This is a genomic window from Brevundimonas sp. (assembly GCF_046299595.1).
GTDB lineage: Bacteria > Pseudomonadota > Alphaproteobacteria > Caulobacterales > Caulobacteraceae > Brevundimonas.
The window spans coordinates 1,770,123-1,795,402 of record NZ_JBKBHQ010000001.1; the positions used below are offsets into that span (position 1 = coordinate 1,770,123).

Consider the following 25,280-nt stretch of genomic DNA (forward strand, 5'->3'; position numbering starts at 1 on the left):
TCAGGTTTCCGCGGGGTCGGTCTCGCCGTCGCGCCGGCACGCGGCGCGAAAGCCTGCGGCGGCGAAGCGGACCATGTAGTCGCACGCCGCGTCCAGATCGCCCGAGCGGCACAGCCCCGCAGACAACCGGTCGATGCGCCCGGTCTCGCCCAGGGTCAGCGTCAGGGCGCCCGACAGATTGTGCCAGCCCCAGTAGAGATCCTCGTCCCGCGCCTCGGGCAGGATCTCGCGGATCAGTTCGATCAGACGGTGGATGGCCGGGTCGAAATAGCGGGCCATGATCTCGCCGCCGAAGGTGGGATTGGCATTGGTCTGGGCGACCAGGGCGGCATAGTGCTTCCAGCCCGGCCCGCCCTTGAGCGACCACTGGAAGGGCGGGCGCAGGAAGGCGTCGAGCAGGCCCTCCAGCGTCATGGAGCCCTTGTGATCGCGCGCATAGCGGTTGACCGCCTCGACGCGCTCGTTGTTCCAGATTTCGGCGCGGCGCAGGAACACGGCGTCGAACAGGTCGCGCTTGGCGCCGAAATAATAGTGGACCAGGGCCGTATCGACCCCGGCCTCGCGGGCGACCTCGCGGATGGTGACGCCGTAGAACCCGTGCTTCGAGAACAGGTCTTCGGCTGCATCCAGAATGGCCTCGCGCGTCTCGACGCCCTTGTGGTCCTTGGGCGGACGCCCGCGCCGGGCCGCAGCCTTGCGGGCGGGAGCCGGGGCAGGGGTGCCCTGTGCGGGCAGAGGGGTCTTGCTGGCGGTGGGGGCGCTCATGGCGCGAGCCTAGAGCATTTTTCCGTCACGTCGATATGACCCCGCCGTGATCGTGGAGCTGAAACAGCGGCGGTGACAGATGCAAACGCGCAACAGTGTTATGCCGAACTTTCGCCAGAGGTCCGACACGTCCCTGCCTTTTGTTTGACAGCTGGGTGAAAGGCGTTCACCTTCCGGCAAAATCATTGATCGCTGAATAAACAATTCGGCGCGGGAAACGCAGTCAGGTCGGGAGAACATCATGAACCGCATCATCAAGCCTGCCCTCATGGCCACTGTGGCCTGGGGCGCAATGTCGTTTGGCGCCGCGGCGCAGGACGCGCCGCAGTCCGGTCCGCAGGCCACCACGGTCGACGAGATCGTCATCACCGCCCGCCGCCGCGAGGAGACGCTGCGCGAAGTGCCCGTGGCCGTCTCGGCGCTCGGTGCCGAGCGTCTGGAACAGACCGGTGCCGCCGACATCACCGCCCTGCAGCAGCAGACCCCCAACGCCACCGTCCAGGTCGCGCGCGGCTCCAACTCGACCCTGATCAGCTTCATTCGCGGCGTGGGCCAGCAGGACCCGCTGTGGGGCTTCGAGCCGGGCGTGGGCCTCTATATCGACGACGTCTATGTGGCGCGCCCGCAAGGGGCCGTGCTCGACATCTTCGACATCGAGCGCATCGAGGTGCTGCGCGGGCCGCAGGGCACGCTGTATGGCCGCAACACCATCGGCGGCGCGATCAAATATGTGACCCGCCGCCTGTCCGACACGCCCGAGCTGAGCCTCACCGGTCAGGTGGGCTCCTACAACCAGCGCGACCTGATCGCGGTCGGCTCGCTGCCGCTGGCCGAGGGCCTGCGCGTGGGCGCGGGCTTTGCCACCTACAACCGCGACGGCTTCGGCGAGAACCTCACCACCGGTGCCGAGCACTATAACCGCGACGTGGTCGCCGGGCGCTTCAGCGTCGAGTTCGAGCCCAGCGCCAACCTGTTCTTCCGCCTCGCCTACGACCGGGTGGACGATGAGTCCAACGCCCGTCACGGCCACCGCGAGCTGAACGGCGGCTTTGCCGGTGCGGACGTGCTGCCGGGCCGCTATGACACACGCGCGGGCGCAGGCGACGCCAACTCGGTGCGCACCGAAGGCCTGTCCTTCACCGGCCAGTGGGTCGTGGACGACACCCTGACCTTCCGCTCGATCACCGCCTGGCGCGAGGGTCGCACGGACACCGTGATCGACTTCGACGGCACGCCCTCGCCCGTGCTCGACATCCCCGCCTACTATGCCGACACCCAGTTCACCCAGGAGTTCCAGGCCCTGTTCGACACGGGCGTGATCTCGGGCGTGGCGGGCTTCTTCTATCTGGACGGCAGTGCCGAGGGCGCCTTCGACACCATCATCGGCAACCTTGGCCTGAACATCGGCACCGGCGGCGATGTGCAGACCCGCAGCTATTCGTTCTATACCGATGTCAGCTGGAACATCACCGATCGCCTGCGGGCCTCGCTCGGTGCGCGCTACACCAACGACAACAAGACCGGCACCGTGTTCCGCGCCACCTATCTGGGCACCGCGCGCAGCCCGCTGACCGGTGGCGCGCCCGCGACCCCGCTGCTGACCAACACCAACTACACCAACCAGCGCGAGTTCGAGCAGTTCACCCCGCGCGTCTCGCTGTCCTATGACCTGACCGATCAGCTGACCGGCTACATTTCCTACAGCCAGGGCTTCAAGTCGGGCGGCTTCGACATGCGCGGCGATGCCACCGCCACGCCCCAGACCGTCAACGGCTATGATCCCGAGACCGTGGACACCTACGAAATCGGCCTGAAGGGCACGGCGTTCGATCGCCGCCTGACCTTCGCCTCGGCCTTCTTCTATTCGGACTATACCGACCAGCAGGTCACCACCCAGGTGCCCTCGGGCGCGACCATCGCCAGCTTCGTCGACAACGTCGGCAACTCGACCATCTACGGGGCCGAGTTCGAAGGCTCGCTGTTCATCAGCAGCAGTCTCACCGCCAACTTCTCGGTGGGCTGGCTGCGCGCCGAGTTCGACGAGTTCATCCGCTTCAACCTGGGCACCGGCACCTTCGAGGACATCTCGGATCTGGTGGTGTTCCAGAACGCGCCGGAGTGGAGCGGCTATCTGGGTCTGACCTGGACGGGTCTGGTGGCCAACGGCCTGCTGGCGATCACCCCGTCCATCTCGTACCGCGGTGCCTATTCGCAGTTCGAGTTCCCGAATCCGATCCTCGATCAGGATGCCTATACGCTGGTCGATCTGTCGGCGGTGTGGACTGCGCCGTCCGAGCGCTACCAGATCGCCTTCTATGGCCGGAACCTGACGGACGAGGCCTATCGCATCGGCGGCTACAACTTCCCCGGCGCAGCGTTCGGCGATTCGGTCAGCGCCTTCTACGGCCCGCCGCGCACCTACACCGTGGCCCTGAGGGTCCGGTTCTAAGCTCCTGAAGCGTGAACTTGCGGCGGCGCCTTACCTCCTGGGCGCCGCCGTATTTGTTTGTGCGAAAACGCTTTCCCACAGCGCCCTTCTGCCGCTAGCGTGCAGGGGCATCATCCGCGAGGGGTCATCACCATGAGCATCACTCAGGCCGTCAATCCGGCAACGCGCCCGAACTATCGCTACTGGGTGCTGCTGATGCTGTTCGTGGTCTATGCGTTCAATTTCCTTGATCGCCAGATCATCTCCATTCTCGCCATTCCGATACGCGAGGAGCTGGGCCTGTCGGACCGCCAGCTGGGCCTGCTGGGTGGCATTGCCTTTGCCTTTCTCTATTCGACGCTGGGCGTGCCCATCGCCTGGCTGGCCGACCGCACGAACCGCGTGCGCATCATCGCCATATCCCTGACGTTCTGGAGCGCGTTCACCGCCGTGTGCGGCCTGGCCCAGAACTTCTGGCAGCTGTTCCTGGCCCGCGTGGGCGTGGGCGTGGGCGAGGCGGGCGGGGTCGCCCCTTCCTATTCGCTGATCGCCGACTATTTCCCGCCGCGCTCGCGGGCGCGGGCCCTCGCGATCTACTCGCTGGGCATTCCCATCGGCTCGGCCTTCGGCGTGGTGGCCGGTGCCCAGATTGCGGGCGGCGCGCTGGGTGACAGTCTCGACTGGCGCTCGGCCTTCATCATCGTTGGTCTGGCAGGCGTTCTGGTGGCGCCGGTCTTCTGGCTTACCGTCAAGGAGCCGTGGCGCGGCGGGCTGGACCGCAAGGCGGCCGCAGCGCCCGAGATCAAGCATCCGCCCCAGCAGGGCGAGGGGCTGGCTGCGGGTGCCATCGAACAGGCTGCTGCCAAGCCGGGCATCGGTACGGTGCTGAAGCTCCTGTCGAAGAAGCCGTCCTTCTGGCTGCTGACCTTTGGGGCGTCGTGCTCGTCGATGATGGGCTATGGCGTGTTCTTCTGGCTGCCCAGCTTCTTTGCCCGCAGCTTCGGGCTCGGCATCATCGACACCGGCTGGCTGTTCGGTGCGGTGCTGTTCATCGGCGGGTGCCTCGGCATCCTGCTCGGCGGCGTGCTGGCCGACTGGCTGGGCAAGGCCCGCAAGAGCGCCTATGCCATCGTGCCCGCCATCGCCTTCCTGTTCGCCTTTCCCATGTATGTGGCGGGCGTGCTGGCGCCCTCGCCCATGCTGGCGGTGCTGCTGTTCCTGATCCCGACCGCCCTTGGCCTGAGCTGGCTGGGGCCGACGCTCTCGGCCTTCCAGCATCTGGCGCCGCCCGACATGCGCGCCATGGCCTCGGCCATCTTCCTGCTGATCAACAACCTGCTGGGCATCGGCGGGGGCATCTATGTGCTGGGCGAGATCTCGACCCTGCTGACGCCCACCTTCGGCGAGGAGGCGCTGCGCTATTCGATCATGGTGGGTGCCTCGCTCTATGTGGTGGCGGGCATACTGTTCCTGCTGGCCGCGCGCACGCTTGCGCGGGACTGGGAGCAGCAGGACTGAGCCGGCCCCTCCCTTGAGGGTCTGGCCCTGATGGTGCTTGCTTGAGGGGCGTCGCTCAGGCGCTCAGCGCGGCGTCGAAAAGCTGGCCCGAGCCATAGGCCCAGACGAATGCGGTCTGGGCGTCGGTTTCGGGCACGCGATGCTTGCGCGCCTTGCCCACGATCTCGAGGGCGCGGCCCGCGCTCATGCCGCGCTCGATCAGCACGCAGGCGGCCAGGGACGGCGCGCGCCCCAGCGCCGCGCGGCAGTGAATGACGATCTTCTCGCCTGCGGCCATGCGCGACGCCAGCGCCTGGGCGACCTCGCGGTAATGGGGCAGATCGACGGGAATGTCGTGATCGCGCACGGGCACATTGGCGAAGATGATCCCGTGCCTGGCGCACAGCTCGGCCTCGCGCGCCAGTCCCAGGGCCTCGGCCTCGGCGGTCTCGAGCATGCTGACGACCACGTCCACGCCGTCGTCGCGCCAGTCGATGATCTCGGTCTCGAGGTCATCGCCGCCATCGGGCCGTGGCGTGATGCCAAGGCGCCCCGGCCCGTCGGTCTTGATCCAGAAGATGCGCATCAGAAGCCGCGATATAGCCAATCTGCTCCGGCGACAATGGCACAGGTGCCACAGCAGAGCTGCCATTTCTCGCCCGCCACAAGCGGGGTGACAGTCGCATCAGGATGCGCTAGAAGCCGCTCCACATCGTTATCGACGGGGCGTCGGACGACGCTTCCAGAGCGGAGCGGCGGTCGACAGGCCCGCCGCTTTTTTGTTTCTGCCGTTTTTGCCCCTGCCCGTTTTTGCCCCTGCCCGTGTTCCACCGCCGGACCCGTCCGGTCCCGTTGCCTGAGCCTGATCCTTGCGCGCCAAGACTGCCGAAGACCGCCGCCTGCTTGAGCTGATCGACCCCGTGGCCGATGCCCTGGGTCTTGCGGTCGTGCGCGTGCGGCTGATGGGCGGCGATGCGCGTCGGCGCCTGCAGGTCATGGCCGAGCGCAAGGGCGAGCACGACATCGATGTCGAGGCCTGTGCGCGGCTGTCGCGCGCCATTTCCGAGGTGTTCGACGCGGCCGATCCCATCTCGGGCGAATATCTGCTCGAGGTCTCCTCGCCCGGCATCGATCGGCCCCTGACGCGCCTGTCCGACTTCGAGGCTTTCGAGGGCCTGGAGGCGCGCCTTGAGAGCGACCGCCTGATCGAGGGCCGCCGCCGGTTCCGCGGCACCCTGGCCGGGATCGAGGGCGATCACGTCTGTGTCGATCTGGAGGGCGAGGAGGACACCGCCCTCATTCCGTTTGCGTGGCTCACCGACGCCAAGCTGGTGATGACCGACGCCCTGTTCGAGCGCGGCCGCGAGGCCCGGGCTCATGCGACAACTGCCAAACCAGAGGACAACGCCGAATGAGCGTTACAGGCATCAGCGCCAACCGTCTTGAGCTTCTCCAGATCGCCGACGCGGTCGCCCGCGAGAAGGCCATCGATCGTGAGATCGTCATCGAGGCCATCGAGGAGGCGATCCAGAAGGGCGCCAAGTCCCGCTACGGCGTCGATCACGACATCCGTGCGCGCATCGACCACAAGACCGGCGAGCTGTCCCTGACGCGCCACGTCACCGTGGTCGCCGACGACTGGCAGCCCGAGGACGAGCTGGAGAGCTTCAACGATGCGGCCCTGGTGCGCCTCAGGGACGCCCTGCGCACGGACCCCGAAGCCGAGGTCGGCAAGGAGTATGTCGAGGATCTGCCGCCCTTCGACTTTGGCCGCGTCCAGACCCAGATGGCCCGCCAGGTGGTCATGCAGAAGGTCCGCGAGGCCGAGCGTGCGCGCCAGTACGAGGAGTTCAAGGACCGCGTGGGCGAGATCGTCAACGGTACGGTCAAGCGCGTGGAATACGGCAACACCATCATCGATCTGGGCCGGGGCGAGGGCATCATGCGCCGCGACCAGTCCATCCCGCGCGAGGCCTTCAACATCGGCGACCGCCTGCGCGCCTACATCTTTGACGTTCGCCCCGAATCCAAGGGCCCGCAGGTGCTGCTCAGCCGTGCCCATCCGGGCTTCATGGCCAAGCTGTTCGCCCAGGAGGTGCCCGAGGTCTATGACGGCGTGATCGAGATCCGCGCCGCCGCCCGCGATGCGGGCTCGCGCGCCAAGATGGCGGTGCTGTCCAACGATTCCTCCATCGATCCCGTGGGCGCGTGCGTGGGCATGCGCGGCTCGCGCGTGCAGGCCGTGGTGGCCGAGTTGCAGGGCGAGAAGATCGACATCATCCAGTGGAGCCCGGACGAGCCCACCTTCATCGTGAACGCCCTGGCACCCGCCGAGGTCTCCAAGGTCGTGCTCGACGAGGAGGAAGGCCGCGTCGAGGTCGTGGTGCCCGACGAACAGCTCAGCCTCGCCATCGGCCGCCGTGGCCAGAACGTGCGCCTGGCCAGCCAGCTGACCGGCTGGCAGATCGACATCATCACCGAGAGCCAGGACTCCGAGCGCCGCCAGCGCGAGTTCGCCGAGCGCACCGCCCTGTTCCAGGAAGCGCTCGATGTCGACGAGGTGATCGCCCAGCTTCTGGTGACCGAGGGCTTTGCCACGGTCGAGGACGTGGCCTTTGTCGAGGAGCACGAGATCGGCTCCATCGAGGGCTTTGACGACGAGACCGCCGCCGAGCTTCAGGCCCGTGCGCGCGAGTTCCTGGACCGTCAGGCCGGCGAGCTTGACGAGAAGCGCCGCAGCCTTGGCGTCGAGGACGGCGTGCTCGAGGTGCCGGGCGTCAGCCTGGCCATGGCCGTGGCCCTTGGCGAGGGGGGCATCAAGACCATCGAAGACCTCGCTGACCTGGCCACCGACGAGATCCGCGGCGGCTTCGAGCAGCGCGGCGGCGAGCGCGTGCGCGTGCCCGGCGTGCTGGAGAGCTTCGCGCTCAGCCAGGCCGACGCCGAGCTGCTGATCCTTCAGGCCCGTGTGGCAGCGGGCTGGATCGATGCGTCCGAACTGCCCGCTTCCGCTCTGGAAGCCGAGGCCGACGCCGGGTTCGAGGCCGGTGACGAGGGCTTCGAGCCGGGCGCGCTCGAGGGCGATGAAGCGGCGGCCTTCGGCGAGGCCCTCGAACAGTCCCGCGACGCGTGATGAGCGGGGTCGGCACGCGTGAGGCAGCACGGACCCACACCGGCTGAGAAGGATGGCCCCCGCCACGCGGCGGGGGACGATCCGCGCGCGCCTGCCCCGAACGCCTCTGCGCCCTCCAGGGCGTCCTCGCGCGAGCGTCGCGACCTTGTCTCGGGCGAGGTCATGGACGAGGCGCGCCTGATCCGCTTCGTGGCCGGACCTGATGGTGCGGTGGTGCCGGACCTGGCCGCGCGTCTGCCCGGACGCGGCCTGTGGGTCGCGGTGCAGCGCGACGCGCTCGAACAGGCGGTCCGCCGCAACCTCTTTGCCCGCGCCGCACGCCTGCCGCTCAAGCCCGCTGCCGACCTGCCCGATCTGGTGGAGCGGCTGCTGGCGCGGCGCGTGCTCGACCAGCTGGGGCTGGCGCGGCGCGAGGGCGTGCTTATATCGGGCTTCGAGAAGTGCCTGGCGGCGATCCGCGCGGGCCGGGCGGCCTATATCGTCGAGGCCTCTGACGGATCGGCCGACGGCCGTGACAAGCTGCTGAGGGCGGCGAACGGCCTCGAAAAGCCGCCGCCGGTATGCGGGGCTTTCAGCGGCGAAGATTTGAGTTTGGCCTTGGGCCTCGAAAATGCGATACACACCGTCCTGCTTGCGGGACACCGTGCGCGGCGCTTCACCGATGAGGTCGGGCGCCTGTCGGGATTTCGCAACCTACACCCCGTGGACTGGCCGGTAAGCGGGTCATCGGCGGGGCGCAGGCAGGAGACAGCCTTCGACGGGCGGGGCGCCGGGACCTGAAAGGGTTTCGGGGTCTTTGGCCTGTTTTTGTGTTTTATAACGAAAGGCGGCAGATGCGTCTGCCGCAGGTAAAGCGACCGGATGAGCGACGCGAACGACGACAAGACCAAGACTGGCGAAGGCCCCCAGGGCACGGGCGAGGGCGCATCTGGTGCCGCGACCGGCGGCTCGGGGGCATCGGGCCCGCGCGCGCCGCTGAGCCTGAAACCGCGCCAGGCCGGTTCGATTTCCACGGGCACCGTCCGTCAGAGCTTCAGCCATGGTCGCACCAAGACGGTGGTGGTCGAGACCAAGCGCCGCGCCGGTGGTGCCTCGCCGGTCCAGCGCCAGCAGGGCTTCGATGTCGCCAAGGCCCGTCCTGCCCAGTCCGAACCGCGCCAGCCCGCGCCCGCCCCTGTCGATGACAGCGGTGCCGGTGGCCTGTCCGCCGAGGAAATGGAGGCGCGTCGCCGCGCGATCGCTCTGGCCCAGGCCGAGAAACAGCGCCGCGACGAGGAAGCCCGCCGCAACGAGGAAGCGCGCCGCGCTGCCGAGGCCCAGCGCAAGGCCGAGCAGCAGGCCGCCCAGGCCGCGGCTGAAAGCGCGAAGGCGCAGGGCACTGCCACGTCCGAGGCTCCGCAAAAGCCTGCGCCGGAGGCTGCCTCGCCGACCGCCGCAGCGCCAGCTGCCGAGCCTGCGCCGGAGGCAAGACCGGAGGCGAGGCCAGAGCCCAAGCCTGCTTCCCGCGCACCTGCGGTCAACTTTGGCCAGCGTGCGCCGCGCCGCGATACCGAGCGTCCAGAGCGTCCCGCCTTTGGCGGCCGCAGCGCCCGCGAGGCGGCCATGGCGCGCAGCGGCTCGGGCGAGCGTTCGCCCGCTTCCGGTGGTGCGGGCGGAGCGGCCAAGCCTGCGGGCACGGTGCGCTATTCGGCGCTGAACCCGCGCCCGGCGCCTGCGCGCCCCGGTGCGCCGCGTGGCCCGCGTGAGGCCGCCGCCGCGCCGCCCGCGACGCCCGAGGTGGCCCGTCCGGCCCGCGCCGGTGTCACCGCCAAGGATCCGCGCCGTGACGACGACCGGGGCGACAAGCGTTTCTCCGATGCCGGACCGGGCAAGGCCGTCTCGCGCTCTCGCGGAGAGCCGCGCCGCCGCGAAGGACGCCTGACCATCCAGGCTCTGGCCGGTGACGGTGACACCGCCGAGCGGATGCGCTCGCTCGCCTCGGTGCGCCGTGCGCGCGAACGTGAGAAGGAAAAGCGCAAGGGCGGTGCCGCCGATACCCCGCGCGTGGCGCGCGACGTGGTGATCCCTGACGTCATCACCGTGCAGGAGCTGGCCGCGCGCATGGCCGTGCGCGGCGTCGACGTCATCAAGTTCTTGATGCGTCAGGGCATGATGATGAAGATCAACGACATCATCGATTCCGACACCGCAGAGCTGGTTGCCACCGAGTTCGGTCACACCGTGCGCCGCGTGTCCGAGTCGGACGTCGAGACGGGCTTCATCAGTGACGACGACGATCCCGCCGACACCCTGCCGCGCCCGCCCGTGGTGACGGTCATGGGCCACGTCGACCACGGCAAGACCTCGCTGCTCGATGCGCTGCGCTCGACGGACGTGGCTGCGGGCGAGGCCGGAGGCATCACCCAGCACATCGGGGCCTATCAGGTGCGCCTCGAGAGCGGTCAGCGCGTGACCTTCCTCGACACGCCCGGCCACGCGGCCTTCTCGGCCATGCGTGCGCGCGGTGCCAATGTCACCGACATCGTTATCCTGGTGGTGGCGGCCGACGACGGCGTCATGCCCCAGACCATCGAGGCCATCAATCACGCCAAGGCCGCCGGGGCACCGATCATCGTGGCCATCAACAAGATGGACAAGCCCGAGGCCGATCCCACGCGCGTCATCAACGACCTGCTTCAACACGAGATCGTGGTCGAGAGCCTGGGCGGTGACACCCAGGCGGTGCCGGTCTCGGCGCTCAAGCGCGAGGGCCTCGACAACCTGATCGAGGGCGTGCTGCTGCAAGCCGAGATGATGGACCTGCGCGCCAACCCCGAGCGCAACGCCGACGGCGTGGTGATCGAGGCCAAGCTGGACAAGGGACGCGGCCCGGTCGCCACCGTTCTGGTCAACCGCGGCACGCTCAAGCGCGGCGACATCGTGGTGGCGGGCTCTCGCTGGGGCCGGGTGCGCGCCCTGCTGAACGAGCGCGGCGAGCAGCTCACCGAGGCTGGGCCGACCGTGCCGGTGGAGATTCTCGGCCTCGACGGCGCGCCCGATCCGGGCGAGCCCTTCGCCGTCGTCGAGAACGAGGCCCGCGCCCGCGAGCTGACCGAATACCGCGAGCGCAAGCGCCGCGAGAAGCTGGCCGCCCCGGCCATGGCCGTGTCGCTGTCGGACATGATGTCCAAGCTTCAGGACAAGAAGGTCTCGGAGCTGCCGGTGGTCATCAAGGCCGATGTGCAGGGTTCGGCCGAGGCCATCGTGGGCGCCCTCGACAAGATGGGCACCGACGAGGTGCGTGCGCGCATCATCCACTCGGGCGTCGGCGGCATCACCGAAAGCGATGTGCAGCTGGCCAAGTCTGCGGGCTCGCCGATCCTGGGCTTCAACGTGCGTGCCTCCAGGCAGGCGCGCGACCTGGCCGAGCGCGAGGGCGTCGAGATCCGCTACTATGCGATCATCTACGACCTGATCGACGACATCAAAGGCGTGCTCTCGGGCCTGCTGGCACCGGTCCAGCGCGAGACCTTCCTCGGCAATGCCGAGGTGCTGGAGGTTTTCGACATCTCCAAGGTCGGCAAGGTCGCGGGCTGTCGCGTCTCGGAGGGCGTGGTGCGCAAGGGCGCGCGCGTGCGGATCGTGCGCGACGACGTGGTGGTGCTGGAACTGGGCGTGCTTCAGACGCTCAAGCGCTTCAAGGACGAGGTCAACGAAGTGCCCTCCGGTCAGGAGTGCGGCATGACCTTCCAGGGCTTCCAGGACATCAAGAAGGGCGACCTGATCGAGTGCTTCTCGGTCGAGGAGATCAAGCGGACGCTGTGATGATGCGCAGGAATATCGGCCGGGGGGCCATGGTGGCGGTTGCGGCCCTGATGGTGGCGACCCCGGCGCTCGCCCAGCAGGCGACGCGCTTCTATTCCTACGACCCGGCCAATGACGAGGCGCAGCGCATGACGCGCGGCATCACGCTGGAGGTGCGCCGCGGCCTGTTCGGTGCGTCACAGGTGCAGCGCTTCTATTCGACCGAGGCGCGGGGCTCGGCGGAACTGGAGCGCGTGTCCACCACCGCGCCCCTGCGGGCACTGCCTGCCGGAGCGGGTGAAACCAATGTCTATCGCATCGCCGAGGCGGGCGATGGCCGCGCGCTCGGCCGGGCGCTGTGCCCCGGCACGCTCGAGACCTGGCTGGTGATCGGACGGGTGCGTGCGCGCAGCGACATCCGCCTGCACGCCGTCGGGCGCACCGAGGCGGGCGAGATGCGCCTGTGCCGCACCATGAGCTACACCTATCGCGGCGAGTGGTCTGTGCCCAGCGACCTGCCCCCGCCCGCTGCCGAGCCCCTGGGCAACCCGCCCTCGCGCTGAGCGCCCGTGCGCGCCGTGCGGATCGCCGTGCCGCCAGAGCGCCGAGAAACCAGAGCGCCGAGAAAAGAGACGTCATGAGCCGCAACCGCTCCCGCCCCGGTCATCACCGCAGTGCCTCCGAAGGCCCCAGCCAGCGCCAGCTTCGCGCCGGTGAGCTGATCCGTCATGCTCTGGTCGAGGTGCTGCGCGAGGAGGAAATCCACGACGAGGCCCTGCGCGGCATATCGCTCACCGTCACCGAGGTGCGCATGAGCCCCGACCTGCGCCACGCCACCTGTTTCGTCGAGCCGCTGGGCGCCGGTATCGACAGTGCGCCCGCCGCCGGGCACGTCAATGAGATCATCCGCGCCCTCAACGCTCATGCGCGCTTCCTTCGCGGTCAGCTCGGGCGGCACATCGACATGAAGTTCACGCCGGACCTGCGCTTCCTGCACGACGAGAGCTTTGACGCCGCCAGCCACATGGAGCGCCTGTTCGCCGATCCGCGCGTGCGCGCCGACATCGAGGCGGACCGGGACGAGGACGGGGACTGAGCCGTGTCGCGTCGCAAGAAAGGCCAGCGCGTCCACGGCTGGGTGGTGCTGGACAAGCCCCTGGCCATGGGCTCGACCCCGGCGGTCTCGAAGGTTCGCCACCTCTTTCAGGCCCAGAAGGCCGGCCACGCCGGCACCCTCGATCCCCTGGCCAGCGGCATACTGCCCGTCGCGCTGGGCGAGGCGACCAAGACCGTGCCCTGGCTGATGGACGCCCAGAAGGTCTATCGTTTCACCGTGCGCTGGGGCGTCGAGACGACCACGCTCGATGGCGAGGGCGAGCCGTGCGCGCACAGCGATGTGCGCCCCGCCCCCCAGGCCGTGCAGCGCGCCCTGGCGGGCTTCCTCGGAACCATCTCCCAGACTCCGCCCGCCTATTCGGCCATCCGCGTCGATGGCGCGCGCGCCTATGATCTGGCCCGCGCGGGCGAGACGGTGATGCTGGAGCCGCGCGAGGTGGTCATCCACGAGGCCGAGGTGGTGGGCGCAAACGAGCATCAGGCCGAGATCCGCATCCGCTCGGGCAAAGGGGTCTATGTGCGCTCGCTCGCACGCGATCTGGCCCATGCGCTGGGCACGCTTGGCCACGTGACGCAGCTGCGCCGCGAACAGGTCGGCCCGTTCACGCTGGAAGACGCCATCGGCTTCGAGGCGCTGTCACAGCTTGAGCAGGCGGGCGAGCTGGAGGGCGCGCTTCTGCCGCTTCATGCGGCGTGCGAGAGCCTGCCCGAGCTGGTCATCAGCGAGGCCGATGCGGCGGACCTGCGCCTTGGCCGCAGCCTGTTGGTCACCCCCTCGCGCATGGAGGGGCTGCGCGCGCAGCTCGGCGAGGACCGCCAGTGCCTGGCCATGACGGGCGATGAGGCCGTGGCCATAGGGGAGGTGCGCGCCGGGCGCTTCCAGCCGACCCGCGTGTTCCAGCCCTGAGCCCTGCGCGAAGCGGCGCGGGGGGCCGCAAGCCGGAGCGGGCTTTCTTTTGTCACGGCTTTGCGTCATAAGGCGCCTGCCTGAGCTTTCAGGGGCGGCGGATTTCGCTGCTGACGGTACTGGACGACATCCCGGTAAGCGCCAGCGGTCAGGTCTTCTCCCCGCGTCGGGCCGGACGGCTTTCCCCCCTTCCGTGTGCACCTGTGACGCCGGCATCGCTGGTGAAGCGCGGCGCACATCCTGGCGGGCGAGGCAGGCTCCGGTCAGGCGTTCCGGGCCGCGAAACCCGCCGGGTCCAGCGTTTCATCCACTCCATTTTCGGGAGATTCACGATGTCGATCACTGCTCAGCGCAAGGCTGAAGTCATTGCTGACAACGCCCGCTCGGAGGGCGACACCGGTTCGGCCGAGGTGCAGGTCGCGATCCTTTCGGAACGCATCGCCAACCTCACCGAGCACTTCAAGACCCACAAGAAGGACAACCACAGCCGTCGTGGCCTGCTCAAGCTGGTCTCGCAGCGTCGTCGCCTTCTGGACCACCTGAAGAAGGTCGAAGAGAGCCGCTATCAGGCGCTCATCGAAAAGCTGGGTCTGCGCCGCTAAGGCGGTATCGGGAAGAGGCGCGCGGGCATCGCGCGCCTTTTTCGCATACGCATTGTTCACGGGGGCCGCGTGATCTCCCCCACGTCTCAAGATCACTCAGCCGCCGGGCCACCGGCCTGCGGCGCATACGCGAGGGCTCTATCCGGTCCTCATATTTCCGGGCCTTGCGCGCACCGCGTGCATCGATGGCCCGCCACTGGACCCGAAGGACGGCCCTCGTGCCTGCCCCGCTGTCCGCCCCGCCGGGAATACGCCCGCCGGGAATGAGAAGAGAGACATCATGTTCGATATCAAGCGCAAGTCCATCGAGTGGGGCGGTCGCACCCTCACGCTCGAAACGGGTCGTGTGGCCCGTCAGGCCGATGGCGCCGTGCTGGTCACCTATGGCGAGACGGTGGTTCTGGCCACGGTGGTCTATGCCCGCCAGCCCAAGCCCGGCCAGGACTTCTTTCCCCTGACGGTCAACTATCAGGAAAAGACCTTCGCGGCCGGCAAGATTCCGGGCGGCTACTTCAAGCGTGAAGGCCGTCCCTCGGAGAAGGAGACGCTGGTTTCCCGCCTCATCGACCGCCCGATCCGCCCGCTGTTCGTCAAGGGCTTCAAGAACGAGGTCCAGGTCGTGCTCACCGTGCTCCAGCACGACATGGAGAACGATCCCGACATCGTGGCCATGGTCGGTGCCTCGGCGGCCCTGACCATCTCGGGCGCGCCCTTCATGGGCCCCATCGGCGGCGCGCGCGTGGGCGTCATCGACGGCGAATACGTTCTGAACCCCACCATCGAGCAGATGGAGAACTCTGACCTCGATCTGGTTGTCGCGGGCACCGGCGACGCCCTGATGATGGTGGAGTCCGAGGCCAAGGAGCTGTCCGAGGAGAAGATGCTGGGCGCGCTCATGTTCGCGCACCGCGGAATGCAGCCGGTCATCGACGCCATCATCGAGCTGGCCGAGCACGCCGCCAAGGAACCCTTCGAGTTCGAGGCCGAGGATGTCTCGGACGCGGTCAAGGCCATCAAGGCCATCGTGGGCGATGATATCAAGGCCGCCTACGCCCTGACCGGCAAGCACGACCGCCGCGATGCCGTGGGTGCCGCCAAGAAGAAGGCCCAGGAAGCCCTGCTGGCCTCCGAGGCCAAACCCGAGGGCTTCGATGCCCAGACCTTCGGCACCGCCTTCAAGGAGTGCGAGGCCGAGGTGCTGCGCCGCGACATCATCGAGAACGCGCACCGCGTCGACGGCCGCGCCCTCGACAAGGTCCGCGCCATCGTTTCGGAAGTGGGCGTGCTGCCGCGCACCCACGGCTCGGCCCTGTTCACGCGCGGCGAGACCCAGGCGCTGGTCGTGGCCACGCTCGGCACCGGCGAGGACGAGCAGTACATCGACTCCTTGCAGGGCACCTACAAGGAGTCCTTCCTGCTGCATTACAATTTCCCGCCCTATTCGGTCGGTGAAGCGGGCCGCATGGGCAGCCCCGGCCGTCGCGAGATCGGCCACGGCAAGCTGGCATGGCGCGCCCTGCGCCCCGTGCTGCCCTCGAAGGAGGACTTCCCCTACACCCTGCGCCTGGTGTCGGAGATCACCGAGTCGAACGGCTCGTCGTCCATGGCCACGGTGTGCGGCTCCTCGCTGGCGCTGATGGATGCGGGCGTGCCGATCGCGCGTCCGGTGTCGGGCATTGCCATGGGCCTGATCCTGGAGCCCTCGGGCGAGTTTGCCATCCTGTCGGACATCCTGGGTGACGAGGATCACCTCGGCGACATGGACTTCAAGGTCGCCGGCACCAGCGAGGGCATCACCAGCCTTCAGATGGACATCAAGGTGCCCGGCATCACCGAGGAGATCATGACCAAGGCTCTGGCCCAGGCCAATGCCGGACGCCTGCACATCCTCGAGGAAATGAACAAGGCCATGGAGGCCCCGCGCACCGAGCTGGGCGAGTTCGCGCCCAAGATCGACGTGGTGAAGATCCCCGTGGACAAGATCCGCGAAGTGATCGGCTCGGGCGGCAAGGTGATCCGCGAGATCGTCGAGAAGACCGGTGCCAAGATCGACATCGCCGACGACGGCACCATCAAGGTCGCCGCCAACGAGCAGTCCAAGATCGACGCGGCCAAGGAGTGGATCAACTCCATCGCCGCCGAGGCCGAGCCGGGCAAGATCTACACCGGCAAGGTGGTCAAGCTGGTGGACTTCGGTGCCTTCGTGAACTTCTTCGGTGCCAAGGACGGCCTGGTGCACGTCAGCCAGATCTCGCTGGAGCGCGTGTCCAACCCGGCGGACGTCCTGACCGAAGGCCAGGAGGTCAAGGTCAAGTTCCTCGGCCTCGATGACCGCGGCAAGACCAAGCTGTCGATGAAAGTGGTCGATCAGGAAACCGGTGAGGACATCACCGACAAGATCAACGCCGAGCGCGCCGAGCGCGGCGAGCCGCCTCTGACCGAGGACACCGGCGGGCGTCCGCGCGGCGAAGGTGGCGGTGGCGATCGCAACCGCGGCCGCCGTCGCCGCGACTGATCCCGGCATCACGACCGGCAAGGGCCTCGGGGGCGACCCCGGGGCCTTTTTTCCGGGCACCCGGCGGCGCCGGCTGGCCCCTGCGGCCCGATTTAGGCGGCCAGTAAGGTTGCGCCTGCAAACCCCGCCCGCCTATAAGCGCGCCCTAGACCCGTCGTCTCCTTCCCGGATGATCCATGAACATTCACGAATACCAGGCCAAGCAGGTCCTCAAGGGCTATGGCGCTCCCGTTGCCGCAGGCGTTCCCATCACTTCGGTCGATGAGGCCGAAGCTGCCGCGCGCCAGCTTCCCGGACCGCTCTATGTCGTGAAGTCGCAGATTCATGCCGGCGGGCGCGGCAAGGGCCGGTTCAGGGAACTGGGCGAGGGCGCCAAGGGCGGCGTGCGCCTCGCCTTCTCGATTGAGGAAGTGGTCGCCCACGCGCGCGAAATGCTGGGCAACACCCTGGTGACCGCCCAGACCGGCGATGCGGGCAAGCAGGTCAACCGCCTCTACATCGAGGACGGGGCCGACATCGCGCGCGAGCTGTATTGCTCGCTGCTGGTTGATCGCGCGGTCGGGCGCGTGGCCTTCGTGGTCTCGACCGAAGGGGGCATGGACATCGAGGCCGTCGCCCACGACACGCCCGAGAAGATTCACACCATCGCCATCGACCCCGAAGCGGGCGTGACGGCCGACGACGTGGCGCGCATCTCGGCGGCGCTGGAGCTGGACGGCGATGCGGCCGAGGATGCCAGGGGCCTGTTCCCGGCGCTCTACAAGGCCTTTGTCGAAAAGGACATGGCCCTGCTCGAGATCAATCCGCTGATCGTGATGAAGGACGGGCACCTGCGCGTGCTCGACGCCAAGGTCAGCTTCGACGGCAACGCCCTGTTCCGTCACGACGACATCCGCGAGCTGCGCGACGAGACCGAGGAGGACGCCAAGGAAATCGAGGCCTCCAAGTGGGATCTCGCCTATGTGGCGCTCGACGGCAACATCGGCTGCATGGTCAATGGCGCGGGCCTGGCCATGGCGACCATGGACATCATCAAGCTGTACGGCAAGGAGCCCGCCAACTTCTGTGACGTGGGCGGCGGCGCCTCCAAGGAGAAGGTCGCGGCGGCCTTCAAGATCATCACCGCCGATCCGCGCGTCGAGGGCATCCTCGTCAACATCTTCGGCGGCATCATGCGCTGTGACGTCATCGCCGAGGGCGTGGTCGCGGCGGTGAAGGAAGTGGGCTTGAAGGTGCCGCTGGTGGTGCGCCTGGAGGGCACCAATGTCGAGCTGGGCAAGAAGATCCTCAACGAGTCGGGCCTGGCCATCACGGCGGCGGACGACCTCGATGACGCCGCCCAGAAGATTGTGAAGGCGGTGGGCTGATGTTTTTGGCACTTGTCATGACCGCGGCCATGGCCGGCCAGTCGACCGGGCCTGGCGTTGTGGACCGGCTTCAGCAGTTCTGCCTGGCCACCGAGATGCGCGAGGCCGCGTTTGTGCGTGTGGCGCAAGAGCAGGGCATGGAGAGGCTCATACGTGTTGTCAGAAGTGTCGACGATATCGACCACAGCGAGTGGGACTCGATGTTCCGTGGCGGCGGGCTGTCTGTAGGCATGACCGGGCGCGCTGGCGAAGATGTCGCCACCTACTGTGCCGTCATGCTGCCCGTGCCCGCTGAGGATTGGCGAGGGGATGGCGCACGCCTCGCCGAGGCGATGGGTCTGGTGCCGGCCGACGCGGAAACCCCGGACGACGTACTTGAGATGCATATGTGGAGCGACCCTGAAGGCGAGCAGCCATCTCTCGTCTATATGCTCTATCGCTCGTCCCTCGTGGTGAGTCTGGAGCGGCGCGCCAACCCCTGAACCGCTTCGAGTGCGGTTGGCCCAATGAGCATTCCCCCTGGAGGCACCGGGCGACGGTGGCAGGGCAGGGATGGCTTCATGGGCTGGTCACCATACCCTGCTTCGGGGCTGGTGATGATCGAACTTTACCGCCCGCTCTAGCCCGGCGCGAGCTGGCACGGATTGTGTGCTACACATAACCCGTGTATATTTTGCCCATGACGCGCAATCTCACCCTCGCCATTGACGACGCCCTGCTCGACAAGGTTCGCGTGCTGGCGGCCATGAAGCGCACCAGCGTCAATGAGATGGTACGCCAGTTCCTCACCCGGATCGTCGAGGAAGAAACCGAGCACGACGAAGCAACCGAGGCCTTGCTCAAGCTGGCCCGCACGAGCGAGGGCCGCCTGGGAGACTGGCGCCCCTCACGAGACGAAACTTACAGCGGCGAGCCTCGTTTTGATCGCGGGCGCTGAAGTTTTCCTCGACACCAATGTCCTTATCTACGCCGCTCTGGGCTCGGTCGACGAGCCGGCAAAGCACGAGCGCGCCGTCGAGCTTCTGACGCTGCGCTTCGGCACCTCGGCGCAGGTGCTGGCAGAGTTCTACGTCAATGCTCAGCGCAAGGGCGAGCGCCCCTTGAGTGCGGAAGTCGCGAAAGACTGGGTGTCCGCCCTGTCGAAAAAGCCTTTTCAGCCGGTCGATTACAAGGTCGTGCGAGCGGGCATCGACTATGCAGGGCGCTATCGCATTTCCTACTGGGACGGCGCGATCATCGCCGCCGCAGAGCGCCTGGGCGCAAGTATCATCTATTCCGAAGACCTCGGCCACGGCCAGACCTATGGCTCGATCCGGGTCGAAAACCCTTTCCTTCCCACTGCCTGAAAGCACGCCCATGTCCATTCTCGTCAACAAGAACACCAAGGTCATCGTCCAGGGCCTGACCGGCAAGACCGGCACCTTCCACACCGAGCAGGCGCTGCGCTACTACGGCACCCAGATGGTCGGCGGCGTGCATCCGGCCAAGGGCGGCGAGGTGTGGCACGGCTCGGAGGGCGAGAGCCTGCCGATCTTTGCCAGCGTGGCCGAGGCAAGGGACGCCACAGGCGCCGACGCCAGCGTCATCTATGTGCCGCCCGCAGGGGCCGCCGATGCCATCATCGAGGCCATCGAGGCCGAAGTGCCCTTCATCGTCTGCATCACCGAAGGCATCCCGGTGCTGGATATGGTGCGCGTCAAGGCACGGCTGGATCGCTCGAACTCGCGCCTGCTCGGCCCGAACTGCCCCGGCGTGCTGACCCCCGAGGAATGCAAGATCGGCATCATGCCGGGCTCGATCTTCAAGAAGGGCAATGTGGGCATCGTCTCGCGCTCGGGCACCCTGACCTATGAGGCCGTGTTCCAGACCACCAACGAGGGTCTCGGCCAGACCACGGCGGTCGGCATCGGCGGCGATCCGGTCAAGGGCACCGAGTTTATCGACGTGCTCGAGATGTTCCTTGCCGACGAGGCGACCCAGTCGATCATCATGATCGGCGAGATCGGCGGCAGCGCCGAGGAAGACGCCGCCCAGTTCCTGATCGACGAGGCCAAGAAGGGCCGCCGCAAGCCCATGGCGGGCTTCATCGCCGGTCGCACCGCGCCCAAGGGCCGCACCATGGGCCACGCCGGCGCGGTCGTCTCGGGCGGCAAGGGCGATGCGGAGAGCAAGATCGCGGCCATGGAGGCGGCGGGCATCCGCGTCTCGCCCAGCCCTGCGCGCCTCGGCGCCACCTTGATGGACGTGCTCAAGGGTTAATGGCGGGGGGCTGACCGGCCCGGGCCTTGCCTGCTTCAGGGCGACAGCGTGGAGCGCTCGATCGCGCTCAGCATGCCCAATATGCCCATCAGCAACAACGTCAGCCTCTAGCCGTGACAACAAAAGGGGCGGGGGAGCGAAAAATCCCCCGTCCTCGCCTCGTTTCGGTCATGACCCGTCAAAAAACTGCGCCTATATGAAGGCGCTCACGCGCGTGCACGCTGTGCGCGGGTGATCAGGGAATGACGATAGATCATGGCTGACGACTCGGGCCGGCTGAACCAGGTATTTGCCGAAACCGCCTTTCTTTACGGCACCAATGCGGGCTTCATCGAGGACCTGCACGAACGCTGGGCCAGCGACCCGGCCTCGGTCGGCGCGGGCTGGCGGGCCTTTTTCGACTCGCTGCGCGATGACGCGGCCCATGTGCGACAGGTGGCGGGGGCAGGAAGCTGGGGTCGGCCTGCGCAGATCGCCCGAACCGAACAGCTGAGCGCGCTCGACGGCTACTGGCCCGAGACGCCCTCGCAAGGCACCGCGAAGGCCGCCGAGGCCAAGGCGGCGGCACAGATCGCCGCCCGCCCCGCCAATGCCACGGACGTGCGCGAGGCGGCGCGCGATTCGGTGCGCGCCCTGATGCTGATCCGCGCCTATCGCATCCGGGGCCACCTTCAGGCCAACCTCGACCCTCTGGGCATCGAGCCGCCCCACCAGAACCCCGAACTGACCATCGAGCACTGGGGCTTCACCAGCGCTGACCTCGACCGGCCGATCTTCATCGACGGCCTGCTGGGCCTCGAGACGGCCAGCTTGCGCGAGATTCTCGCCATCCTGCGCCGCACCTACTGCGGCAGCCTCGGGGTGCAGTACATGCACATCGCCGAGCCCGAGGAGAAGGCGTGGATCCAGGAGCGCATCGAGGGGCGCGACAAGGAGATCACCTTCACCCGCGAGGGCAAGATCGCCATCCTCAAGAAGCTGATCGAGGCCGAGAGCTTCGAGCGCTTCCTGCACCGCCGCTTTCCGGGCACCAAGCGCTTCGGGCTGGATGGCGGCGAGGCCATGGTCCCGGCACTGGAACAGGTCATCAAGCGCGGCGGCGCGCTGGGCGTGGACGAGATCGTGCTGGGCATGGCGCACCGCGGCCGCCTGAACGTGCTCGCGGCCGTCATGGGCAAGCCCTATGAGGTGATCTTCCACGAGTTTCAGGGCGGTTCGTCCCTGCCGTCCGACATCGAGGGCTCGGGCGACGTGAAGTATCACATGGGCGCGTCTTCGGACCGCACCTTCGACGGGCACAAGGTGCACCTGTCCCTGACCGCCAATCCCAGCCACCTCGAGATCGTCAATCCGGTGGTGCTGGGCAAGGCGCGCGCCAAGCAGGCCTTCGACATCCGCGAGAACGGCGGCGATGGCATGGACCGCAGCCAGGTCCTGCCCCTGCTGATCCACGGCGATGCGGCCTTTGCCGGTCAGGGCGTGGTGGCCGAGTGCTTCGCCCTGATGGGGCTGAAGGGCTATCGCACCGGCGGCACGCTGCACTTCGTGGTCAACAACCAGATCGGCTTTACCACCAGCCCGCGCAACTCGCGCTCCTCGCCCTATCCGTCGGACGTGGCCATGATGGTGCAGGCACCCATCTTCCACGTAAACGGCGATGATCCCGAGGCCGTCACCTTCGCCACCAAGGTCGCCATCGAGTTCCGCCAGCGCTTTGGCAAGGACGTGGTGGTGGACATGTTCTGCTATCGCCGCTTCGGCCATAACGAGGGTGACGATCCCACTTTCACCCAGCCGATCATGTACGCCCGCATCAAGGCCCAGCCGACCACGCGCGAGCTTTACTCCGAGCGGCTGATCGCCGAGGGCGTGGTCACGAGCGAGGAGGTCGAGGCCTGGATCAGGGACTTCGAGACCTTCCTCGATGCGCAGTTCGAGGCGGGCAAGAGCTACAAGGCCAACAAGGCCGACTGGCTGGATGGCAAGTGGCAGGGGCTGGGCAGTGTCGACGGCGAGAACCGCGGGGCCACGGCGGTGCCCGAGGCGCGCCTGCGCGAACTGGGCCGCAAGCTGACCACCATCCCCGAGACCATCAACATCCACCGCACCTTGAAGCGCGTCATGGACGGACGCCGCGAGATGATCGAGAGCGGGCGCGACATCGACTGGGCCACCGCCGAGAGCCTGGCGTTCGCGAGCCTGCTCGACGAGGGCTTTCCGGTGCGCCTGTCCGGTCAGGACAGCGTGCGCGGCACGTTCAGCCAGCGCCACTCGGGCATCATCGATCAGGTGACCGAGGAGCGCTATGTACCCCTCAACGCCCTGCGCGAGGGCCAGGCCCCCTTCGAGGTGATCGACTCGGCGCTGTCCGAAGAAGCGGTGCTGGGCTTTGAATACGGCTACAGCCTGGCGGACCCCAACACCCTGGTGCTGTGGGAGGCGCAGTTCGGCGATTTCGTCAACGGTGCCCAGGTCGTGATCGACCAGTTCATCAGCTCGGGCGAGCGCAAGTGGCTGCGCATGAGCGGCCTGACCATGCTGCTGCCCCATGGCTATGAGGGGCAGGGCCCCGAACACTCCTCGGCCCGGCTCGAGCGCTTCCTGCAGGCCTGCGCCGAGGACAATATGCAGGTGGCCAACTGCACCACGCCGGCCAACTATTTCCACATCCTGCGCCGCCAGATGACGCGCCCGTTCCGCAAGCCCCTGGTGCTGATGACGCCCAAGAGCCTGCTGCGTCACAAGAAGGCGGTCTCTACGCTGGCCGACATGGCCGAGGGCTCTTCCTTCCACCGTGTGCTGCACGACGATGCCCAGCATCGCCCCGAGGTGGCCGAGATCGCCCTGCGCCCCGATGCCGAGATCAGCCGCGTGATCCTGTGCTCGGGCAAGGTCTATTACGATCTGCTCGACGCGCGCGCCAGGCGCGGGCGCGATGATGTCTATCTGCTGCGCCTCGAACAGTTCTATCCGTGGCCGATCAAGTCGCTGTCGACCGAACTGGCCCGCTTCCCCGGCGCCGATCTGGTCTGGTGCCAGGAAGAGCCCAAGAACATGGGTGGCTGGACCTTCGTGGATCCGTGGCTGGAGCTGACGCTGGACAAGCTGGACGTGAAGTCGAAGCGCGCGCGCTATGTGGGCCGTCCCGCCTCGGCCTCGACGGCTGCGGGCCTGATGAGCCGGCACCTGCGCGAGCTGGAAGCCTTCCTCGACGAGGCCTTTGCCTGATAACACCTGTGGGCCAGCCCTGGCCCGCGCACTGCCGAACGAACCTCCGACCCACGCTCACGACAACCGGAAGCACGATAAAATGGCCGATATTCTCACCCCTACCCTTGGCGAATCCGTCAGCGAGGCCAGCGTGGCGCGCTGGACCAAGGCCGTGGGCGATACCGTGGCCAAGGACGAGGTTCTGGTGGAACTGGAAACCGACAAGGTCTCGCTGGAGGTCGCGGCCCCGCGCGACGGCGTGCTGAGCGAGATCGCGGCGGGCGAGGGCGACACGGTGACGCCCGGTCAGGTGCTGGGCCGCATCGGAGACGGCGGCGCGGCTGCTTCACCCCAGCCTGCCAAGACCGAGCCTGCAAAGACCGAGCCTGCCAAGTCGGAGCCCGCTAAAGCCGAGGCCAAGGACGACGCCAAGGCTGACGCCAATGCTGACACGGGCGCGGCGCTGATCGATGTGAAAACCCCGGTCATGGGCGAGAGCGTGGCCGAGGGAAGCATGGGCACCTGGTCCAAGAAGGCGGGCGATGCCGTGGCCAAGGACGAGGTTCTGGTCGAGATCGAGACCGACAAGGTGGCCGTCGAGGTCGCTTCGCCCGCCGACGGCGTGCTGGCCGAAATCACCGCCGAAGCCGGGGCCACCGTCACGCCCGGACAGGTGATCGCACGCATCGCGCCGGGTGCCAGTGCCGCTCCGGCCTCTGCGGCGCAGGCCAGCTCTCCGGCCCGCACTCAGGATGCCGATGGGGACAGGCCGCTGTCGCCTGCGGTCCAGCGCATCGTCAGCGAGAACAATCTGGACCCGGCCAGCATCGAGGGATCGGGCAAGGACGGGCGCATTCTCAAGGGCGATGCCCTGGCCGCCGCCTCGCGCCCCGCGTCCCAGAGCCAGCCAGCCCAAAGCCCCGCCCGCGCCAGCGCGCCTGCTGCCCCGTCTGCTCCCCAGTCTGCGCCGCGCGAACTGGGCCCGCGCGAGGAGCGGGTGCGCATGACACGCCTGCGCCAGACGGTCGCGCGCCGCCTGAAGGAATCCCAGAACACCGCCGCCCAGCTGACCACCTTCAACGAGGTCGATCTCAGCGCCATCATGGCCCTGCGCGCCAGCTACAAGGACGCCTTCGAGAAGCGCCACGGCGTCAAGCTCGGTTTCATGGGCTTCTTCGTGCGCGCCACGGTCGCGGCCCTGAAGGAGATTCCGGCGGTCAATGCCGAGATCGACGGCACCGACATCATCTTCAAGAACCACTATGACATCGGCGTCGCGGTCGGCACCGATCGCGGTCTGGTCGTGCCGGTTCTGCGCGATGCCGATCAGCTTTCGCTCGCGGGCATCGAGAAGGGCATCGGCGATCTGGGCCGCGCCGCGCGCGATGGCACCTTGTCACTTGACCAGCTTCAGGGCGGCACTTTCACCATCACCAACGGCGGGGTCTATGGCTCGCTGATGTCGACGCCGATCCTCAACATGCCCCAGACCGGCATTCTGGGCATGCACGCCATCAAGGAGCGCCCGGTGGCCATCGATGGTCAGGTGGTGATCCGGCCGATGATGTATCTGGCGCTCAGCTATGATCATCGCCTCGTGGACGGCAAGGAGGCCGTGACCTTCCTCGTGCGCATCAAGGAACACATGGAAGACCCCGCGCGCCTGCTGCTCGATCTGTAACTTGGCCGGGCGACCGG

At 67.6% G+C, this 25,280-nt stretch carries 20 protein-coding genes; 18 read left to right on the forward strand and 2 right to left on the reverse strand.

Annotation, left to right across the window (positions count from 1 at the left end):
• A complete protein-coding gene (locus tag ACK4E3_RS08705) occupies positions 1-765 on the reverse strand; it encodes a TetR/AcrR family transcriptional regulator (RefSeq protein ID WP_409699271.1) in 765 nt (254 codons plus the stop codon).
• A 241-nt stretch (positions 766-1,006) separates the two neighbouring features.
• Between ACK4E3_RS08705 and ACK4E3_RS08710 the strand changes: the two genes are divergently transcribed.
• Positions 1,007-3,214 (forward strand): TonB-dependent receptor, encoded by a 2,208-nt coding sequence (locus ACK4E3_RS08710; RefSeq protein WP_409699274.1) that lies wholly within the window; start codon positions 1,007-1,009, stop codon positions 3,212-3,214.
• Between the two features lie 132 nt (positions 3,215-3,346).
• On the forward strand, positions 3,347-4,711 hold the full coding sequence (locus ACK4E3_RS08715; RefSeq protein WP_409699277.1) for a spinster family MFS transporter: 1,365 nt from the start codon (positions 3,347-3,349) through the stop codon (positions 4,709-4,711).
• A 55-nt stretch (positions 4,712-4,766) separates the two neighbouring features.
• Here ACK4E3_RS08715 and ACK4E3_RS08720 read toward each other — a convergent pair whose 3' ends face one another.
• Positions 4,767-5,276 (reverse strand): hypothetical protein, encoded by a 510-nt coding sequence (locus tag ACK4E3_RS08720; protein ID WP_409699280.1) that lies wholly within the window; start codon positions 5,274-5,276, stop codon positions 4,767-4,769.
• Between the two features lie 283 nt (positions 5,277-5,559).
• On the opposite strand from ACK4E3_RS08720, the gene rimP reads away from it, so the two are divergent.
• From rimP to odhB, 16 genes are all read left to right on the forward strand, one after another.
• A complete protein-coding gene (gene rimP, locus ACK4E3_RS08725) occupies positions 5,560-6,105 on the forward strand; it encodes a ribosome maturation factor RimP (protein WP_409699283.1) in 546 nt (181 codons plus the stop codon).
• Positions 6,102-7,823, forward strand: coding sequence for a transcription termination factor NusA (nusA, locus tag ACK4E3_RS08730; RefSeq protein WP_409699286.1), 1,722 nt, complete (start codon positions 6,102-6,104; stop codon positions 7,821-7,823). The genes rimP and nusA overlap by 4 nt, the downstream gene beginning before the upstream one ends.
• Positions 7,824-7,841: 18 nt before the next feature.
• Positions 7,842-8,603, forward strand: coding sequence for an RNA-binding protein (locus tag ACK4E3_RS08735; RefSeq protein WP_409699289.1), 762 nt, complete (start codon positions 7,842-7,844; stop codon positions 8,601-8,603).
• An 81-nt stretch (positions 8,604-8,684) separates the two neighbouring features.
• Positions 8,685-11,627 carry a translation initiation factor IF-2 gene (gene infB, locus ACK4E3_RS08740; protein WP_409699292.1) on the forward strand — a complete coding sequence of 981 codons (2,943 nt, stop codon included), beginning with the start codon at positions 8,685-8,687 and terminating at the stop codon, positions 11,625-11,627.
• A complete protein-coding gene (locus ACK4E3_RS08745; protein ID WP_409699295.1) occupies positions 11,627-12,169 on the forward strand; it encodes a hypothetical protein in 543 nt (180 codons plus the stop codon). Before infB ends, ACK4E3_RS08745 begins: the two co-directional genes overlap by 1 nt.
• A 74-nt stretch (positions 12,170-12,243) precedes the next feature.
• Positions 12,244-12,702, forward strand: a complete 459-nt coding sequence (gene rbfA, locus ACK4E3_RS08750) for a 30S ribosome-binding factor RbfA (protein ID WP_409699298.1) — start codon at positions 12,244-12,246, stop codon at positions 12,700-12,702.
• 3 nt (positions 12,703-12,705) lie between these two features.
• Complete coding sequence (gene truB, locus ACK4E3_RS08755; RefSeq protein WP_409699301.1) at positions 12,706-13,629, forward strand: tRNA pseudouridine(55) synthase TruB; 924 nt, start codon at positions 12,706-12,708, stop codon at positions 13,627-13,629.
• A gap of 332 nt (positions 13,630-13,961) precedes the next feature.
• Positions 13,962-14,231 carry a 30S ribosomal protein S15 gene (gene rpsO, locus ACK4E3_RS08760; RefSeq protein ID WP_409699303.1) on the forward strand — a complete coding sequence of 90 codons (270 nt, stop codon included), beginning with the start codon at positions 13,962-13,964 and terminating at the stop codon, positions 14,229-14,231.
• Between the two features lie 280 nt (positions 14,232-14,511).
• Complete coding sequence (pnp, locus tag ACK4E3_RS08765) at positions 14,512-16,746, forward strand: polyribonucleotide nucleotidyltransferase (RefSeq protein ID WP_409699306.1); 2,235 nt, start codon at positions 14,512-14,514, stop codon at positions 16,744-16,746.
• Between the two features lie 176 nt (positions 16,747-16,922).
• On the forward strand, positions 16,923-18,113 hold the full coding sequence (gene sucC / locus ACK4E3_RS08770) for an ADP-forming succinate--CoA ligase subunit beta (RefSeq protein ID WP_409699309.1): 1,191 nt from the start codon (positions 16,923-16,925) through the stop codon (positions 18,111-18,113).
• Positions 18,113-18,595, forward strand: a complete 483-nt coding sequence (locus ACK4E3_RS08775) for a hypothetical protein (RefSeq protein WP_409699312.1) — start codon at positions 18,113-18,115, stop codon at positions 18,593-18,595. The genes sucC and ACK4E3_RS08775 overlap by 1 nt, the downstream gene beginning before the upstream one ends.
• A 197-nt stretch (positions 18,596-18,792) precedes the next feature.
• A complete protein-coding gene (locus ACK4E3_RS08780) occupies positions 18,793-19,050 on the forward strand; it encodes a DUF6364 family protein (RefSeq protein ID WP_409699315.1) in 258 nt (85 codons plus the stop codon).
• Positions 19,034-19,459, forward strand: coding sequence for a PIN domain-containing protein (locus tag ACK4E3_RS08785; RefSeq protein ID WP_409699318.1), 426 nt, complete (start codon positions 19,034-19,036; stop codon positions 19,457-19,459). The genes ACK4E3_RS08780 and ACK4E3_RS08785 overlap by 17 nt, the downstream gene beginning before the upstream one ends.
• Before the next feature lie 10 nt (positions 19,460-19,469).
• A complete protein-coding gene (sucD, locus tag ACK4E3_RS08790) occupies positions 19,470-20,372 on the forward strand; it encodes a succinate--CoA ligase subunit alpha (protein WP_409699321.1) in 903 nt (300 codons plus the stop codon).
• A gap of 255 nt (positions 20,373-20,627) precedes the next feature.
• Positions 20,628-23,600, forward strand: a complete 2,973-nt coding sequence (locus ACK4E3_RS08795; RefSeq protein WP_409699324.1) for a 2-oxoglutarate dehydrogenase E1 component — start codon at positions 20,628-20,630, stop codon at positions 23,598-23,600.
• An 82-nt stretch (positions 23,601-23,682) separates the two neighbouring features.
• Positions 23,683-25,263 (forward strand): 2-oxoglutarate dehydrogenase complex dihydrolipoyllysine-residue succinyltransferase, encoded by a 1,581-nt coding sequence (odhB, locus tag ACK4E3_RS08800; RefSeq protein WP_409699327.1) that lies wholly within the window; start codon positions 23,683-23,685, stop codon positions 25,261-25,263.
• Positions 25,264-25,280 lie beyond the last annotated feature (17 nt).

Coding starts and splice junctions, on each gene's coding strand:
- ACK4E3_RS08705 (WP_409699271.1), bottom strand. CDS start 765: ATGAGCGCCCCCACCGCCAGCAAGACCCCTCTGCCCGCACAGGGCACC.
- ACK4E3_RS08710 (WP_409699274.1), top strand. CDS start 1,007: ATGAACCGCATCATCAAGCCTGCCCTCATGGCCACTGTGGCCTGGGGC.
- ACK4E3_RS08715 (WP_409699277.1), top strand. CDS start 3,347: ATGAGCATCACTCAGGCCGTCAATCCGGCAACGCGCCCGAACTATCGC.
- ACK4E3_RS08720 (WP_409699280.1), bottom strand. CDS start 5,276: ATGCGCATCTTCTGGATCAAGACCGACGGGCCGGGGCGCCTTGGCATC.
- nusA (WP_409699286.1), top strand. CDS start 6,102: ATGAGCGTTACAGGCATCAGCGCCAACCGTCTTGAGCTTCTCCAGATC.
- infB (WP_409699292.1), top strand. CDS start 8,685: ATGAGCGACGCGAACGACGACAAGACCAAGACTGGCGAAGGCCCCCAG.
- ACK4E3_RS08745 (WP_409699295.1), top strand. CDS start 11,627: ATGATGCGCAGGAATATCGGCCGGGGGGCCATGGTGGCGGTTGCGGCC.
- rbfA (WP_409699298.1), top strand. CDS start 12,244: ATGAGCCGCAACCGCTCCCGCCCCGGTCATCACCGCAGTGCCTCCGAA.
- rpsO (WP_409699303.1), top strand. CDS start 13,962: ATGTCGATCACTGCTCAGCGCAAGGCTGAAGTCATTGCTGACAACGCC.
- pnp (WP_409699306.1), top strand. CDS start 14,512: ATGTTCGATATCAAGCGCAAGTCCATCGAGTGGGGCGGTCGCACCCTC.
- sucC (WP_409699309.1), top strand. CDS start 16,923: ATGAACATTCACGAATACCAGGCCAAGCAGGTCCTCAAGGGCTATGGC.
- ACK4E3_RS08775 (WP_409699312.1), top strand. CDS start 18,113: ATGTTTTTGGCACTTGTCATGACCGCGGCCATGGCCGGCCAGTCGACC.
- ACK4E3_RS08780 (WP_409699315.1), top strand. CDS start 18,793: ATGACGCGCAATCTCACCCTCGCCATTGACGACGCCCTGCTCGACAAG.
- sucD (WP_409699321.1), top strand. CDS start 19,470: ATGTCCATTCTCGTCAACAAGAACACCAAGGTCATCGTCCAGGGCCTG.
- ACK4E3_RS08795 (WP_409699324.1), top strand. CDS start 20,628: ATGGCTGACGACTCGGGCCGGCTGAACCAGGTATTTGCCGAAACCGCC.
- odhB (WP_409699327.1), top strand. CDS start 23,683: ATGGCCGATATTCTCACCCCTACCCTTGGCGAATCCGTCAGCGAGGCC.